A 14,766-nucleotide genomic window follows, 5' to 3' on the forward strand; every position below is an offset into this window, starting at 1 on the left:
ACTATCTGTCGTAATGACGCAACCTGATTAGAAGATCGCCAATTCCTCCAGTCTTGGCATCTGAAAAAGGCCGATGGTTTTGCCATCGGCCTTTTTCATTGCGCTTACTCCAACCGGGGCATCAAGCCCGGCTAGTTTGCTTATTCTTCGCTGGCTGCGGGTGCTTCGCCTCCGGGCGCGGATTCGCCACCCTCAACGTCACCATTGCCGTTTTCCTCGTCGCTATCCGTTTCGGAAATACGCTCGACGGAAACAACCTTTTCACCATCAGCCGTGTTGAAGATCGTAACACCCTTGGTCGAACGGCCCGCGAGACGGATACCATCGACAGGCACGCGGATCAGCTGGCCACCATCGGAGACGAGCAGGATCTGGTCACTTGCTTCGACCGGGAATAGCGAAACGAGCTTGCCGATTTCGTCGGTCTTCGACGTGTCGGTGGCACGGATGCCCTTGCCGCCACGGCCCGAAACACGGAACTCGTAAGACGATGAACGTTTGCCGTAGCCATATTCGCTGACCGTCAGCACGGTTTGTTCGCGCGCCTTCAGTTCCTGATACCGCTCTTCGGAAAGTTCGGCGTCGGTACCGACTTCCTCACCAACAACGACGATATCGTCGGCATCGTCCGCGCCTTGCGCCCGGCGTTCGGCAATCGAACGCTTGAGATAGGCGGAACGCTGCGAGGCATCGGCTTCGACATGGTGCAGGATCGCCATGGAGATGACCTTGTCGCCATCCGCCAGATTAATGCCGCGCACGCCGATCGAGTTGCGGCCTGCGAAGACGCGCACATCGGTAACCGGGAAGCGGATACACTGGCCGCCGGCGCAGGTTAGAAGCACGTCGTCGAATTCCGTACAGGTATCGACGGAGAGGATTTCATCCCCGTCATCCTCGAGCTTCATCGCGATCTTGCCGTTGCGGTTGACCTGAACGAAGTCCGACAGCTTGTTACGGCGAACCGTACCGCGCGTGGTCGAGAACATGACGTCCAGATTTGCCCAGGAATCTTCATCCTCCGGCAACGGCATGATGGTCGTGATGCGCTCGCCCTGCTGCAACGGCAGCATGTTGATGAGAGCCTTGCCGCGCGATTGCGGTGTGCCGACCGGCAGGCGCCAGACCTTTTCCTTGTAGACAATGCCACGCGAGGAGAAGAACAGAACCGGCGTATGCGTATTGGCGACAAACAGGCGGGTGACGAAATCTTCATCCTTCGTCGCCATGCCGGAACGGCCTTTGCCACCGCGGCGCTGTGCGCGATAGGTCGTCAGCGGAACGCGCTTGATATAGCCCGCATGGCTGACGGTGACGACCATGTCTTCGCGAGCGATCAGGTCTTCATCGTCCATTTCCGCGCCGCCGAAACCGATTTCGGTGCGGCGTGGCGTGCCGAACTCGTCACGAACGGCAATCATCTCGTCCTTGACGATGGTCATGACGCGCAAACGCGACGACAGGATATCCAGATAATCGCGGATTTCCTCGCCGATCTTGTTCAGTTCGTCCGCCACTTCGTCACGTCCGAGCGCCGTCAGGCGCTGCAGACGCAATTCGAGAATGGCGCGGGCCTGTTCTTCGGAGAGGTTATAGGTGTTGTCTTCATTGATGCGGTGACGTGGATCGTCGATCAGGCGGATTAACGGTGCAACGTCAGCGGCGGGCCAGCGGCGCTCCATCAACTGTTCACGCGCGGTCGTTGGATCGGGCGCGCGACGGATCAGTGCGATCACTTCATCGATATTGGCAACCGCAATCGCCAGACCCACCAACACATGCGCACGGTCGCGCGCCTTGTTCAGCAGGAACTTGGTGCGGCGGGTGACGACTTCCTCGCGGAAGGCCACGAAGGCGCGCAGCATGTCGAGCAGCGTCAGCTGTTCCGGCTTGCCGCCATTCAGCGCCACCATGTTGCAGCCGAACGAGGTCTGCAGCGGCGTGTAGCGATAGAGCTGATTCAGCACGACATCGGCAACGGCGTCACGTTTCAATTCGACCACGACGCGATAGCCTTCACGGTCGGATTCGTCGCGCAGATCGGAAATGCCTTCGATGCGCTTGTCGCGCACCAGTTCGGCCATTTTCTCGATCATCGAGGCCTTATTCACCTGATACGGAATCTCGGTTATGATAATGGCTTCGCGGTCGCCGCGCATTGGCTCGATTGCCGCGCGTCCACGCATGATCACCGAACCGCGCCCGGTCGTATAGGCGGAATTGATGCCCGCACGTCCAAGAATGATGCCTCCGGTCGGGAAATCGGGACCCGGAATGATCTCCATGATTTCTTCCAGCGGGATGGCTGGATTTTCAATCAACGCGATGCAGCCATCGATGACTTCGGCAAGGTTGTGCGGCGGAATATTGGTCGCCATACCGACCGCAATACCGCCCGAACCATTGACGAGCAGGTTCGGGAAACGCGCTGGCATAACCACCGGTTCCCGTTCGCGACCGTCGTAATTGTCCTGGAAATTGACCGTGTCCTTGTCGATGTCCGACAGAAGGGCTTCGGTGAGTTTTTCCAGACGGCATTCGGTATAACGCATTGCCGCCGGGGGATCACCGTCGATGGAGCCGAAATTGCCCTGCCCGTCGACAAGCGGATCGCGCATGGAGAAATCCTGCGCCATACGCACGAGGGCATCGTAGATCGAGGCATCGCCATGCGGGTGATACTTACCCATGACCTCACCGACCACACCCGCCGATTTACGGTAGGGGCGGTTATAGGCGAGATTCATCTCGTTCATGGCGTGAAGGATACGACGATGCACTGGCTTCAGGCCGTCGCGCACGTCGGGCAGAGCACGGCTCACGATAACGCTCATGGCGTAGTCGAGATATGAGCGCTGCATTTCCTCGATAATGGAAATCGGCTCAATACCGCTCGGGCCGCCATTCATATCGTCGGAACCGGGTGGAGGGGTTTGATCTGACACTATTCAGATATCTTTCTCAACAGAATCGATAAAGTCTCTTTATAAAGGAAAGTAGCGCAAAACGCCAATTTCGAGACCATTTCCGGCGGCTAAATCGTTTTTGTAAATCAATGACTTATAAGATATTCACATAAACATGGCGCAAGCTTGTTGCTCGATCCGGCACTTTGCATCGACCAATGCGGCTTGATCGTCTAGAATTCAATCGTGACAGACCAATGAGAGGGCGACAGTAGCATGGGGTTCTACGATACCGTATTCAGCGCCTTCGTCACCCTTCTTGTCACGATCGATCCACCGGGCCTGGCGCCGCTGTTTCTAGCGTTGACGCCGGGCATGGATCGTCACCATCGCGGTCAGGTCGCGCTTCGCGCTTCCATCATCGGATTCATCGTCATGGCGCTCTTTGCCGTGGCAGGCGTGCAGATCCTCGGCATGTTCGGTATTTCCATCGGGGCTTTCCGCGTCGCCGGTGGTCTGCTGCTGTTCTGGATCGCGTTTGAAATGATTTTCGAGAAGCGAACCGAGCGCAAAGAAAAGAGTGCCGAAGTCGCGATCACCAAGGATCATATCCGCAATATTGCCGCCTTCCCGCTCGCAATACCGCTTATCGCCGGTCCCGGCGCGATCTCGGCCATCGTGCTGACGTCGAACTCATTCCATGGCTTCGGGCCGCGTATCGCCCTTCTGGGGGTGATCTTCGTTTGCCTGCTCATTACCTATGTCGTGCTTCTGCTCGCAGAACGCGTCGACCGGTTCCTTGGCGAAACCGGTCGATCCATTCTCACCCGCTTGCTGGGTGTCATTCTGGCGGCACTCGCCGTTCAGTTCGTCGCCGATGGTATCAAGACGCTCATAACCGGTTAAGAGCATTTCCAGCAAAAGTGCGAAGCGGTTTTGCGTCAGATAATGCGTATGAATGAATGTATAGAGCGGTTTCTAATAACCGCTCTATACCGATTTCTGTGCCTTCTTGCCGATCATGGCATGACGCAGCTTGGACGAGAACCAGTCGATAACCGCAACAGCAATCAGGATCATGATGATCAGGAACGAAACGTCCTGAAGGTTCAAAACCTTGATCTGTTCGGCCAGATGCGCGCCGATGCCGCCTGCCCCGACAATACCGATGATCGTTGCCGAGCGCGTGTTGGACTCGAAGAAGTACAGAACCTGACTACCGATCAGCGGCAGAACCTGCGGCAGTATGCCGAAGCGATAGCCGTGCAGGCGGTTGCCTCCCGACGACAGCACGCCTTCAACCGGCTTCTTGTCCGCGCCTTCAATGGCTTCCGAAAACAGCTTGCCGAAAGCGCCAAAGTCGGAACAGGCGATAGCCAGAATACCGGCGAAAGGTCCAAGCCCCACCACTGACACCCAGATCAGCGCCCAGATCAGTGTATCGACGCCACGGATGGTATCGAGAAAGCGACGTATGCCGAAATGCAGGAAGATGTTCGGGATGATGTTCTTCGCCGCCAGAAACCCGAACGGAAAGGCCAGTATGGCGGCCAAAAGCGTGCCCAGATAGGCAATGGCCAGCGTTTCCAGCATTGACCACAGATATAGGCTGAAACGGCCATTGGATGCCGGTGGCAGCATCATCAAGGCGAAATCGCCGAGACGACCGAAGCCGTTCAGGATACGCAGCAGCGAAAAATCCAGCCAGTAGAAGGCAAACCACAACGAGGCGATGATGAGCACGCCTGCAATCGTCAGATTGCGCCATGTGCGCGCATTGCCGAACAGTTCCGCATATTCCGCGCGCAATTCCTTTTCGTGGGCATGGGCTTCGCGGGAGAGGCTTTGCGCAATGTCTGTCATGAGAAGCTCCCCTTTAACCGATGCGGCCCAGAAGCGCGTGACGCACACGCTGGGTGATGAGATCGATCACGACTATCGTGATGATAATCAGCAACAGGATGGCGCTGACATCGCTGTAATAAAATTGCCGGATGGAAGTGAGCAGTTCCTGACCGATACCGCCTGCACCGACAAAGCCCATGACGGAAGCGCCGCGCACATTGATTTCAAAGCGCAGCAACCCGTAGGAGGCGAAATTGGCGGCGACCTGTGGCAGTACGGCAAAGCGGATGACCTGAAGGCCGGAGCCGCCGGAAGCACGGATACCTTCCACCGGCCGCATGTCGATGTTTTCGACTACTTCCGAAAAGAGTTTGCCGAGCGCGCCGGTCGTGTGAAGCATCAGAGCCAGCACACCGGCCATTGGTCCCAGACCGAAAGCGATAACAAATAGCAAGGCGAACACGATTTCAGGCACGGTCCGCAGCAGTTCTAGTCCACGACGAACGATGAAACGCACCGTCGAGTTCGGGGCCATATTGGAGGACGCTGCGAAGGAAGCCGCAAAAGCGATAACCGCCCCGATCAGCGTGGCGAGATAGGCGATCAGCAACGTCTCGAAGAGCATCTTGAGCCAGCCACCGATATTCCAGTACCAGGCGGCCATGTCGCCCCAGAAATTGGCGATGGTCAGGTCTGGCAGAATGCGCCCGAGATAACTTGTAAAGCGAAAGAGATTTTCAACCAGTGTGCCCGGCCGAACGTCGGCAACAACAGAGGCAGCTATGGCGATAACAACAAGGCCGACGAGGAAACCGATGCCATAAAGGCGTCGTTTCCCGACTTCCCTGCGATACTCGGCGAGCAGACCCTTGGAGCCGCTGCCGTCGAGAGTGGATATCGTCATGCGAGATTCCCTAACAAAAATGCCCGAAGCTTTTGCGGCTCCGGGCATTTCGATTGTTCTTCGGATCAGGACTTGCGTGCCTTGTCGTTGAACTTCAGCATCTCGATGATCGGCTCATAATCCTTGGTTTCGGTCGCCACGAATTCCTGGTCCTTGCCATCGGAAAGAGCGTCAAAACCGGCCTTGTCCTTCTTTGGCATGTCGAGGAAAGCCTGCTTGATGTCAGCCTTCAGCTGGTCAGGCAACGTGCTGAGCACGGCAAACGGACCTTCCGGCAGGAAGTCCGACTTGAAGATGATGCGGAAATCGTCCTTCGTCAGCGCCTTGCCGTCTGCGTCCTTGAGAACGCCGCGGCTGATCATGCGGGTCAGGTTGGAGTCGTTTTCCGAATTCCAGGAATTGGCGGCAGCGTCAGCGGTGCCCTGAGCGAGAGCCAGAACGGCGTTTTCGTGGCTGCCGGCAAAAAAGTTCTTACCGAAGAAGGTATCGACGCTATAGCCTTCGCGGTTGAGGAAGTAGCGCGGCGCATTGTTGCCCGAGGTGGAGTTTGGATCGACAAGCGCGATACTCTTGCCCTTCAGGTCGTCCATTTTCTGGTATGGGCTGTTGGCGCGAACATAAACGACCGAATAATAGCCGTTGACGCCGGTGTCGTGACGCTGGTTGACGAGCGGCGTGGTTTCAACACCGGTCATGACGGCGCGTGCATAGGAAGCCGGGCCATAGAAAGCGATCTGGATATTGCCAGCGCGCTGGCCTTCGATAACGGCGGCGTAGTCGTTTGCAACGCGCAGCGTGACCTTGGTGCCGAGTTCCTTGCCGAGATAGGCCGTCAGAGCGGCATAACGGTCACTGGTGGTCGAAGCGTTTTCGGACGGGATAACGCCCAGAACCAGTTCCGGATATTCCTTGCTCCAGTCAGCAGCCTGAGCATGGAAGGTCATGGTAGCGGTGAGCGCAACAGCCGCCAGAAAAGTTCTACGGTTAAGCATAAGTCTCTCCTGTTAATCCTGAGTTTGGAGCGAGTTTTTTCCGCAGCTTTATTCGCTCAGGCGGAAATCTGGCGCAGTGCGGCTTCAGCCGACTGCGGAACCGGTACAGGCATTGCGTCAACCGTGTCGTCACTATCGACAACGTCGGCTGCTTCCATGCCGTAAAGATCGCGCGATGCCATATCAGTCAGCATCGACGGCGTGCCGCGGAACACGACCTTGCCAGCGGACATGCCGACGAGGCGGTCGCAATAGCTGCGCGCGATATCAAGTGAATGCAGATTGCAGAGAACGGTGATGCCGTATTCGCGATTGATACGACGCAACGCATCCATGACGCTGCGCGTATTGCGCGGATCGAGCGAAGCAATCGGTTCATCGGCAAGAATGATGCGCGGCTGCTGAACGAGTGCACGCGCAATCGCCACGCGCTGCTGCTGGCCGCCGGAAAGCTCATCGGCGCGGTGCGCGGCCAGATGGGCGATATCGAACTGCTGCAAGGCAGACAATGCGATCAGGCGTTCTTCATCGCTCCAGATGCGCAGAAGCGACTTTGGCGTCGAGACATAATTAAGACGCCCCATAAGCACATTGGTCAGAACATCGAGACGGTCGACCAGATTGAAATGCTGAAAAATCATCGCGCATTGTGCGCGCCAGTCGCGAAGCCCGGAGCCTTTCAGGCCGGTAACATCGCGCCCCTCCCAATGAATGGTCCCTTCCGACGGTTCGACGAGGCGGTTGATCATACGCAACAGCGTCGATTTACCCGCGCCCGAACGTCCGATAATTCCCACAAACGTGCCGGGCTCGATCTCGAGGTCAACCCCCGAAACCGCCACCTTGTCATTATAGCGGCGCGTTACGTTTTTCAGTTGAAGCATGAATTCATCTCCATTCATGCTCACTCTGAATTGCTTCCATGACATTGCAATGAAAGCATCGTGACGTTTGTGTAAATTTAAACGCTACTATAGGTTTATTAGTTAAGACTTTGTTTTAGCGTACATTTCTGTCAGATGACGAATAAATGCCTCTGTGGATTCACCAACATCGCCGGAATTGTCTATTATGACAACATCGCCAGCCCCGTCATTGAAGTTCACTTCGCGCGAAAGCCGCAAGGCGATCTCGTCTTTGCTTTCGCGGCCACGGCTTGCCAGCCGCTCGGCGAGGATTTCCGCGCGTGCCGAAATGACCACCACCGAACGCGACGGATAAAGCCTGCGCATGTCGTCCAGAACGCGGCGCGAGACATTGGCAATCACCACAGTTCCGCCATCGATCAGCGTATCAAGCGACTTCGGAAGACCGTAGTTCAAACCATGGGCGCGCCAATGAAGCGCAAAGGCGCCCTCGCCCGCGGCTTTCGCAAAAGCCGCTTCATCCAGACTGTCGTGGTCTTCGGTTCCCGGCATTTGCGGGCGCGTGACGATGCGGCGTACAAAATGAAAGCGCGCATCGCCTGCGAGGGCCATGCGCGCGCCATCCATGATCGTGTCCTTGCCGGCCCCGCTGGGGCCGACGACAGCAACGAAACAGCCTTTCGGCCGGATATTTTCCATACGCATCAGAGCACCCGCTCGCCTTCCCGCCAGACGGTGCGCACCACCGGTATCGCACTTCTGGTGCGTGCTCGTACCAGATCGGCGCGCTTGCCGACAGCAATTTCGCCACGATCATCCATGCGCATTGCATCGGCGGGGTTCTTGCTGACAAGGCGGATGGCTTCAGGAAGCCCAATCGGGCGCTCGCCGGAAGCAAGGCCGAAAGCCGACTGGATGAGGCTGAACGGAATATAGTCCGACGACAGAATATCGAGACTGCCATTATCCACCAGATCGCGGGCGGCGATATTGCCCGAATGCGAGCCGCCACGCACGATATTCGGCGCGCCCATCAGGATCGACAGGCCCGCGCCCTTGGAGGCAGAAGCCGCTTCCAGTGTGGTCGGGAACTCCGCAATACGGACGCCGTGATCAAGCGATTCCCCCACGTGAGCGCTGGTGGCGTCGTCATGGCTTGCCAAAACAATACCGCGTGCGCCCGACATATCGGCAATCGCCCGGCGATGCTTGGCCGAATAGGCGTCGGAGTCTGCCATGCGCTGTTCGCAATGCAAACGAAACTCTTCGTCGTTGAGTTTCAGCTTGCGCATGTAATAGGTGCGATAGGTTTCGATCTCCGCGAACTGACGCTGCCCCGGCGCATGATCCATCAGCGAAGCCAGCCTCACCCGATCATCGTTTTCAAAAAGCGCAAAGCCTTCAAGGCAGTCGGCTGCGGAAACCTCGCAGCGCAGATGCAGGAAATGGTCCGCGCGCAGACGGTTTTCGCGCACGCCGCTTTCAATTGCATCGGCCAGCAGACGCATATCCTTGCCGACGAAGTCGCGATCATAATCGGAACCGACCCGCATCGCATCGAAGACAGTGGTGATGCCCGATGCGGCAACCTGCGCGTCGTGGGCCTGAACGGCGGCATCCACGTTCCAACGCACCTTGGGACGCGGCGCATAATGCGATTCCAGCTGGTCGGTATGGAGTTCAATCAGGCCGGGAATGACGTAATCACCATCCATATCCTCGCCGCCATTTACATTGCCCTGATCGATGGCGGCGATCTTGCCGTCGCGTATCAGGATGGAGCCGGAAACGACCTCGTCGGCGAGCACGATGCGCGCATTTTTGAGAACGATTTCATTCGCCATGAGAAAGCTCTTTCATGACCGCCTCGGTATTGGCGGCAGTTTCATATTTTGAGAGAAAAGTTTCGATATCGAGCGCGCGGAAATCATCAAGTGCATCGCGCAGGCGTTCATGGCTCCAGTCCCACCAGCCCAGCCGGTCGAGACGATTGCCGGTCGCGGCGTCAAAGCGCTCGCGTATGAGACGCGCCGGGACACCGCCCACAATCGTGTAAGGCGCAACATCTTTGCTGACGACCGCACCGGCACCGATCACTGCGCCATTGCCCACGGTGACGCCCGGCAGGATGGTCGATCCGTGACCGAGCCATGTGTCATGGCCGATCTTAACCGCATTGCCGCGACGCCAGTCGAAAAACTCGGTTTCATTCTCCGCATCCGGCCAGTAATCGCCAGCGCGATAGGTGAAGTGATGCAAAGTTGGACGCCAGGTCGGATGATTGGTGGCATTGATGCGCACATGGCTTGCAATGTTGGAGAATTTACCGATCTCCGCGCACCAGATTTCGCAATCGATGCCGAGATAGGAGTAGTCATCCAGCACAGTTTCCGACAGACGGCTGCGCGCGCCGACTTCCGTGTAACGGCCAAGCTTGCTGCCGGTGACATCTGCCGTTTCGTGAACCAGAGGTTCAACCGAGAGCTTGGTCATGCCGCCGCCCTCGGCGAAAAGGCGGTCACGTCGATGATGCGGTCGGCCACTTCCTCACGCACATCCTCGTCGTGGAAAATGCCGAGCATCGCAACGCCTTCTTCCTTTTTGGTCTTGATCAGATCCACCACGACCGCGCGGTTCTTCGCATCAAGCGAAGCTGTCGGTTCGTCCAGCAGCAACACCGGATGATCGGTGATGAAACCGCGAGCGATGTTGACGCGCTGCTGCTCGCCGCCGGAAAAGGTTGCAGGCGGCAGCGCCCAGAGGCGTTCCGGCAGGTTGAGCTTGGCCAGCAATTCCCGCGCGCGGTCCAGCGCCATGTCGTGGTCGGCACCACGAGCGATCAAAGGTTCGGCCACGACATCGATAGCCGCCACTCGGGGTAACGTGCGCAAAAACTGACTAACGTAGCCAATCGTGTCACGGCGAACGCCAAGCACTTCGCGGGGATCAGCCGTGGCCAGATCGACAGCGCGATCCACATGGCGGATCAGAATGGAGCCCCCATTCACCGCATAATTGCCGTAGACCATCTTCAGGATCGAGCTTTTGCCGGCACCCGATGGACCGCCCAGCACGGCGCATTCACCGGCATTGAGTTCAAAATTCACGCCCTGCACGACCGGCAGTTCAACGCCGCCCTGCAAATGCATGGTGAAGGTCTTGGTAACGCCGGATACCACCAGGGGCGGCGTGGATTGCGAAGCGGATGTTTGCAACAGAGACATTTCTCACCTCACGCATGAAGTTCCGTCAGTTTGGAAAAAACACGCGATAAATATCTATTTTAATTGATCTATACCTGTAAGATCGATGATACGAGCAACTGCGTATAAGGCGCTTGCGGGTCATCCAGCACGCGATCCGTCAAACCTTGCTCGACGATGTGACCGTCTTTCATGACCATGATCCGGTGCGACAGAAGCCGCGCTACGGCGAGATCATGCGTGACGATGATGACCGAAAGCCCCAGATCGTTGACGAGCCCGCGCAACAGATCGAGCAGGCGCGCCTGCACCGAAACGTCGAGACCGCCGGTTGGCTCGTCCATGAACACCAGTCGCGGCGCGGTGACGAGATTGCGGGCAATCTGCAAACGCTGGCGCATACCGCCGGAAAAAGCGCGCGGCTGATCATCGATACGGTCGGCAGCAATTTCCACACGGCCAAGCCACTCAGTCGCAGTGGAGCGGATATTGCCATAATGGCGCTCACCCACCGCCATCAGGCGCTCGCCGACATTGGCGCCAGCCGAAACCGTCATGCGCAGTCCGTCAGCCGGGTTTTGATGCACAAAACCCCAGTCAGTGCGCATCAGAAAACGGCGCTCGGCCTCGCCGATCTTGTAGAGATCGCGGAATGCGCCATCGCGCATCCGATATTCAACGGTGCCAGACGTCGGTTCCAGCCGGGTTGCAAGGCTGTTGAGCAGCGTCGTCTTGCCCGAGCCGGATTCCCCGACGATGGCCAGAACTTCGCCGGGCCAAAGATTGAAGGAGATATCCTCGCAGCCACGGCGGCTGCCGTAGAACTTCGACAGGTTGTTTACTCTCAGCAGAGGTTCGTCGTTCATTCTGCGGCCTCCTTATTGGCAGCCAGATGACCAAAATGGCCCTTTGCCTGACGGTCTTCGCAATAATCGGTATCCGAGCAAACGAACATTGAACCGCCGCGATCATCGAGCACAACTTCGTCCAGATAGACGCCCCTTGCGCCGCACAGCGCACAAGGTTCCTTGAACTTCTGCACTTCAAACGGATGATCCTCGAAATCGAGGCTCACGACCTGCGTGTATGGCGGCACTGCATAGATGCGCTTTTCGCGACCCGCGCCGAACAGCTGCAAGGCAGGCGACATATGCATTTTCGGATTGTCGAATTTCGGCGTCGGCGATGGTGCCATCACGTAGCGACCTTCGATCATCACGGGATAATCATAGGTCTTGGCGATCTGGCCGTGGCGCGCAATGTCCTCGTAGAGCTTCACATGCATGAGGCCATATTCGGCGAGCGCATGCATCTTGCGCGTTTCCGTCTCGCGGGGTTCCAGAAAGCGCAGCGGTTCCGGGATCGGCACCTGATAGACGATCACCTGCCCTTCGGTCAGCGGATATTCCGGAATGCGGTGGCGCGTCTGGATGATCGTCGCCTCGCCGGTGCTGGTGGTCACGGCCACATTGGCGGTCTTCTGGAAGAACGCGCGGATCGAAACGGCATTGGTCGTGTCGTCCGCACCCTGATCGATAACTTTCAGCACATCGTCCGGCCCAAGAATGGCAGCCGTCACCTGCACGCCACCCGTGCCCCAGCCATAGGGCATCGGCATTTCGCGGCTCGCAAAAGGTACCTGATAGCCGGGCACCGCTATGGCCTTCAATATGGCGCGGCGGATCATGCGCTTGGTCTGCTCGTCCAGATAGGCGAAATTGTAATTGGCCAGATCGCTCATTCTGCGGCCTCCTTCACTGGAGATTCTGCTTGATTTTGCGTCTTCTCATATTCAGCACGCATGCTGCGGATGAGTTCGAGCTCAGCCTGGAAATCGACGTAATGCGGCAGTTTCAGATGCTCGACGAAGCCGGTCGACTGCACATTGTCGGAGTGCGAAATGACGAATTCCTCATCCTGTGCGGGCGCGGTCACGTCGGTATCGAATTCACGAACCCGCAAGGCGCGGTCGCAGAGCGACATAGACATGGCCTTGCGTTCGCTCTGGCCGAACACCAGACCATAGCCACGCGTGAATTGCGGCGGCTGCTTTGAGGAGCCCTTGAACTGGTTCACCATTTGGCACTCGGTCAATTGCACCCGGCCAAGCGAGACGGCAAAGCCCAACTCCGGCACGTCGAACTCGACCTCCACTTCGCCGATGCGAATTTCGCCGACGAAGGGGTGGGTGTTGCCGTAGCCGCGCTGGGTCGAATAACCGAGCGCGAGAAGAAAACCTTCATCACCGCGCGCCAGCGCCTGCAAGCGCAGATCGCGTTCCATCGGGAATGTCCATGGCTCGCGTGTCAGATCGCCGGGCTCATGACCTTCCGGCAGGGAGCCATCGTCCTCGATCATGCCGTTCGCGCCGAGAATATCGGTGACGCGGGGCGTCTCTTCCTTCTCGGTTTCGCGTGCTTCCGGCTCTGGCACAGCAACGTCTCCCGCCAGATCCGGATCGAGAAGACGGTGGGTGTAGTCGAAGGTCGGGCCGAGCATCTGGCCGCCCGGAAGATCTTTATAGGTCGCGGAAATGCGGCGCTCGATCAGCATCTGCCCGGTTTCCATTGGGCGGGAATACCCAAAGCGCGGCAATGTGGTGCGATAAGCACGCACGAGGAAAATGGCCTCGATCAGATCGCCACGCGACTGACGCACGGCAAGCGCGGCCAGCTCGCGATCATAGAGCGAACCTTCCGCCATCACACGGTCAACGGCGAGTGCAAGCTGCTCGACAATCTGATCCAGACGCAGTGCGGGCACAGCACGATCACCCCGGCGGCGATCATCGAGAAGTCGGTGGGCGTTACGAATGGCTGTTTCGCCACCCTTTACGGCAACATACATGTTCAGCCCTCCAGTTTGATTATGCGCGTGGTGCGCGGAAATGCGATGACCGCGCCATCGCAGACCAGAACCAAATCGACGCCAAGCGGATATTGTGCGCCGTTGTCTCGCCATTGCGAAACGAAGTCCTGCGGAAGACCGTCGATGTGAATTTCCCGCTCACCGTTAATGCCCGGCCCCTTCAGAACAAGGCCCTGCCCGCTCTCAAACGACTTGACCGCAAGAACCACCGTTGTCGAACGATCCGGAAACTCCGGCTGCCCTTGCGAGAATTCAGCCAAGGGCGGCAACAGCGAAGCATCGGTAACCAATGCGAATTGCGCAGAAGCGGAAGATTCAACCTGCGGCGCGCCGGTTTGAAATGTCAGCCAGGCTGTAGCGTCTGCATCGGCTGCAATGGCGCGGTCGCACCAGACGGTGGCATCATGGTCGAGCAAGGTGGCGGCTATGACGCCCAGTTCCGGCGTCAATGGCTGGGGCGGCGTGGCAGCCCGGGTCAGAGCGTAGACGCGGCCCGGATTGGCCATCGCATGCATGACGGCATGAAATGCCGATTGGGCGTCGGTGACCGGATTTGCCAAACCACCTTCGAAGGCCGGAGACGAATGGGGTGAAGAATGCAGCATCAATTGTCTCCCCGAACCATGGTGAAGAAATCAACTTTGGTGGCAGCAGCTTCGCTGCGCAGTTTTGTGTCGGCCTGTTCCAGCCGGTTGCGCAAGACGTCGAGGACCTGACGCTCCACCGCTTCACGGCGCGCTTCGTCGGTCCAGAGCGCATCAAACAAAGCGGCCAGTCGTGCCTTTTCCTGATCGCGACCGAGAGCATAGGAATGCCCGACGGAACCATCGGTCAGACGCACAGTCGCGCGCGTCACCGTCGCCTCGCCGACATTGAAAGGCGCACCGCCGCCGCCGATACGGCCGCGCAGCATTACCAGTCCTGTTTCCGGACCACGGAGAATTTCGAAATCAGGCTTGTCCGACCAATTCTGCCAGAAAGCTTTCAGCTCTTCGCCGCTTGCCTGCGCAAGCGTTGCCATGCTGGCCTGTCGTGCAGCCTGCACCGCGTCAAGCGCCTTGCTGTTGCCGGACTTGTCGTTGCTGGCCGAGGCGTGCATCCCACCGGCGGCAGTGCCATTGCCTGCCTTGGGCTCTGTCGTTTGCATGAGCTTTTCCGCCCTGTTCAATTCCGTTGACTTGC

At 57.9% G+C, this 14,766-nt stretch carries 15 protein-coding genes; 1 reads left to right on the forward strand and 14 read right to left on the reverse strand.

The genetic code is table 11. The annotated features are described in order from the left end of the window. Nucleotides 1-140: 140 nt before the first annotated feature. Nucleotides 141-2,909 carry a DNA gyrase subunit A gene (gene gyrA, locus WIX40_RS08710; RefSeq protein WP_124915993.1) on the reverse strand — a complete coding sequence of 923 codons (2,769 nt, stop codon included), beginning with the start codon at nt 2,907-2,909 and terminating at the stop codon, nt 141-143. 273 nt (nt 2,910-3,182) lie between these two features. Here gyrA and WIX40_RS08715 point away from each other — a divergent pair, with 273 nt between their 5' ends. Next, nucleotides 3,183-3,812: a MarC family protein gene (locus WIX40_RS08715; protein ID WP_109368972.1), complete on the forward strand. Its 630-nt coding sequence runs from the start codon at nt 3,183-3,185 to the stop codon at nt 3,810-3,812. Between the two features lie 84 nt (nt 3,813-3,896). On the opposite strand, the gene phnE (WIX40_RS08720) is transcribed toward WIX40_RS08715, so the two are convergent. From phnE (WIX40_RS08720) to phnG, 13 genes are all read right to left on the reverse strand, one after another. After that, a complete protein-coding gene (gene phnE / locus WIX40_RS08720; RefSeq protein WP_109368971.1) occupies nt 3,897-4,769 on the reverse strand; it encodes a phosphonate ABC transporter, permease protein PhnE in 873 nt (290 codons plus the stop codon). A 13-nt stretch (nt 4,770-4,782) separates the two neighbouring features. Continuing rightward, nucleotides 4,783-5,655, reverse strand: a complete 873-nt coding sequence (gene phnE / locus WIX40_RS08725; RefSeq protein ID WP_109370228.1) for a phosphonate ABC transporter, permease protein PhnE — start codon at nt 5,653-5,655, stop codon at nt 4,783-4,785. 65 nt (nt 5,656-5,720) lie between these two features. After that, on the reverse strand, nt 5,721-6,647 hold the full coding sequence (gene phnD, locus WIX40_RS08730; protein ID WP_109368970.1) for a phosphonate ABC transporter substrate-binding protein: 927 nt from the start codon (nt 6,645-6,647) through the stop codon (nt 5,721-5,723). Nucleotides 6,648-6,703: 56 nt separating this feature from the next. Next, nucleotides 6,704-7,531 (reverse strand): phosphonate ABC transporter ATP-binding protein, encoded by an 828-nt coding sequence (gene phnC, locus WIX40_RS08735; RefSeq protein WP_109370227.1) that lies wholly within the window; start codon nt 7,529-7,531, stop codon nt 6,704-6,706. 102 nt (nt 7,532-7,633) lie between these two features. Then, entirely contained in the window at nt 7,634-8,212 is a 579-nt protein-coding gene (phnN, locus tag WIX40_RS08740; protein ID WP_124915994.1) for a phosphonate metabolism protein/1,5-bisphosphokinase (PRPP-forming) PhnN, read from the reverse strand. A 5-nt stretch (nt 8,213-8,217) separates the two neighbouring features. Continuing rightward, complete coding sequence (locus WIX40_RS08745) at nt 8,218-9,357, reverse strand: alpha-D-ribose 1-methylphosphonate 5-triphosphate diphosphatase (RefSeq protein WP_109368969.1); 1,140 nt, start codon at nt 9,355-9,357, stop codon at nt 8,218-8,220. Then, nucleotides 9,347-10,006, reverse strand: a complete 660-nt coding sequence (locus tag WIX40_RS08750; RefSeq protein WP_109368968.1) for a DapH/DapD/GlmU-related protein — start codon at nt 10,004-10,006, stop codon at nt 9,347-9,349. Before WIX40_RS08750 ends, WIX40_RS08745 begins: the two co-directional genes overlap by 11 nt. Then, the gene (gene phnL / locus WIX40_RS08755) at nt 10,003-10,737 is read right to left on the reverse strand and encodes a phosphonate C-P lyase system protein PhnL (protein WP_109368967.1); all 735 of its coding nucleotides are present in this window, start codon (nt 10,735-10,737) and stop codon (nt 10,003-10,005) included. Before phnL ends, WIX40_RS08750 begins: the two co-directional genes overlap by 4 nt. Before the next feature lie 68 nt (nt 10,738-10,805). Then, nucleotides 10,806-11,582, reverse strand: a complete 777-nt coding sequence (gene phnK / locus WIX40_RS08760) for a phosphonate C-P lyase system protein PhnK (RefSeq protein WP_109368966.1) — start codon at nt 11,580-11,582, stop codon at nt 10,806-10,808. Continuing rightward, complete coding sequence (locus WIX40_RS08765; RefSeq protein ID WP_109368965.1) at nt 11,579-12,457, reverse strand: alpha-D-ribose 1-methylphosphonate 5-phosphate C-P-lyase PhnJ; 879 nt, start codon at nt 12,455-12,457, stop codon at nt 11,579-11,581. The genes phnK and WIX40_RS08765 overlap by 4 nt, the downstream gene beginning before the upstream one ends. Then, the gene (locus tag WIX40_RS08770; protein ID WP_109368964.1) at nt 12,454-13,563 is read right to left on the reverse strand and encodes a carbon-phosphorus lyase complex subunit; all 1,110 of its coding nucleotides are present in this window, start codon (nt 13,561-13,563) and stop codon (nt 12,454-12,456) included. Before WIX40_RS08770 ends, WIX40_RS08765 begins: the two co-directional genes overlap by 4 nt. Nucleotides 13,564-13,565: 2 nt before the next feature. Next, complete coding sequence (gene phnH, locus WIX40_RS08775) at nt 13,566-14,189, reverse strand: phosphonate C-P lyase system protein PhnH (protein WP_109368963.1); 624 nt, start codon at nt 14,187-14,189, stop codon at nt 13,566-13,568. Further along, nucleotides 14,189-14,683 carry a phosphonate C-P lyase system protein PhnG gene (gene phnG, locus WIX40_RS08780; protein ID WP_109370225.1) on the reverse strand — a complete coding sequence of 165 codons (495 nt, stop codon included), beginning with the start codon at nt 14,681-14,683 and terminating at the stop codon, nt 14,189-14,191. Before phnG ends, phnH begins: the two co-directional genes overlap by 1 nt. Nucleotides 14,684-14,766: the final 83 nt, after the last annotated feature.

Source organism: Ochrobactrum teleogrylli, from assembly GCF_037482325.1.
Lineage (GTDB): Bacteria > Pseudomonadota > Alphaproteobacteria > Rhizobiales > Rhizobiaceae > Brucella > Brucella teleogrylli.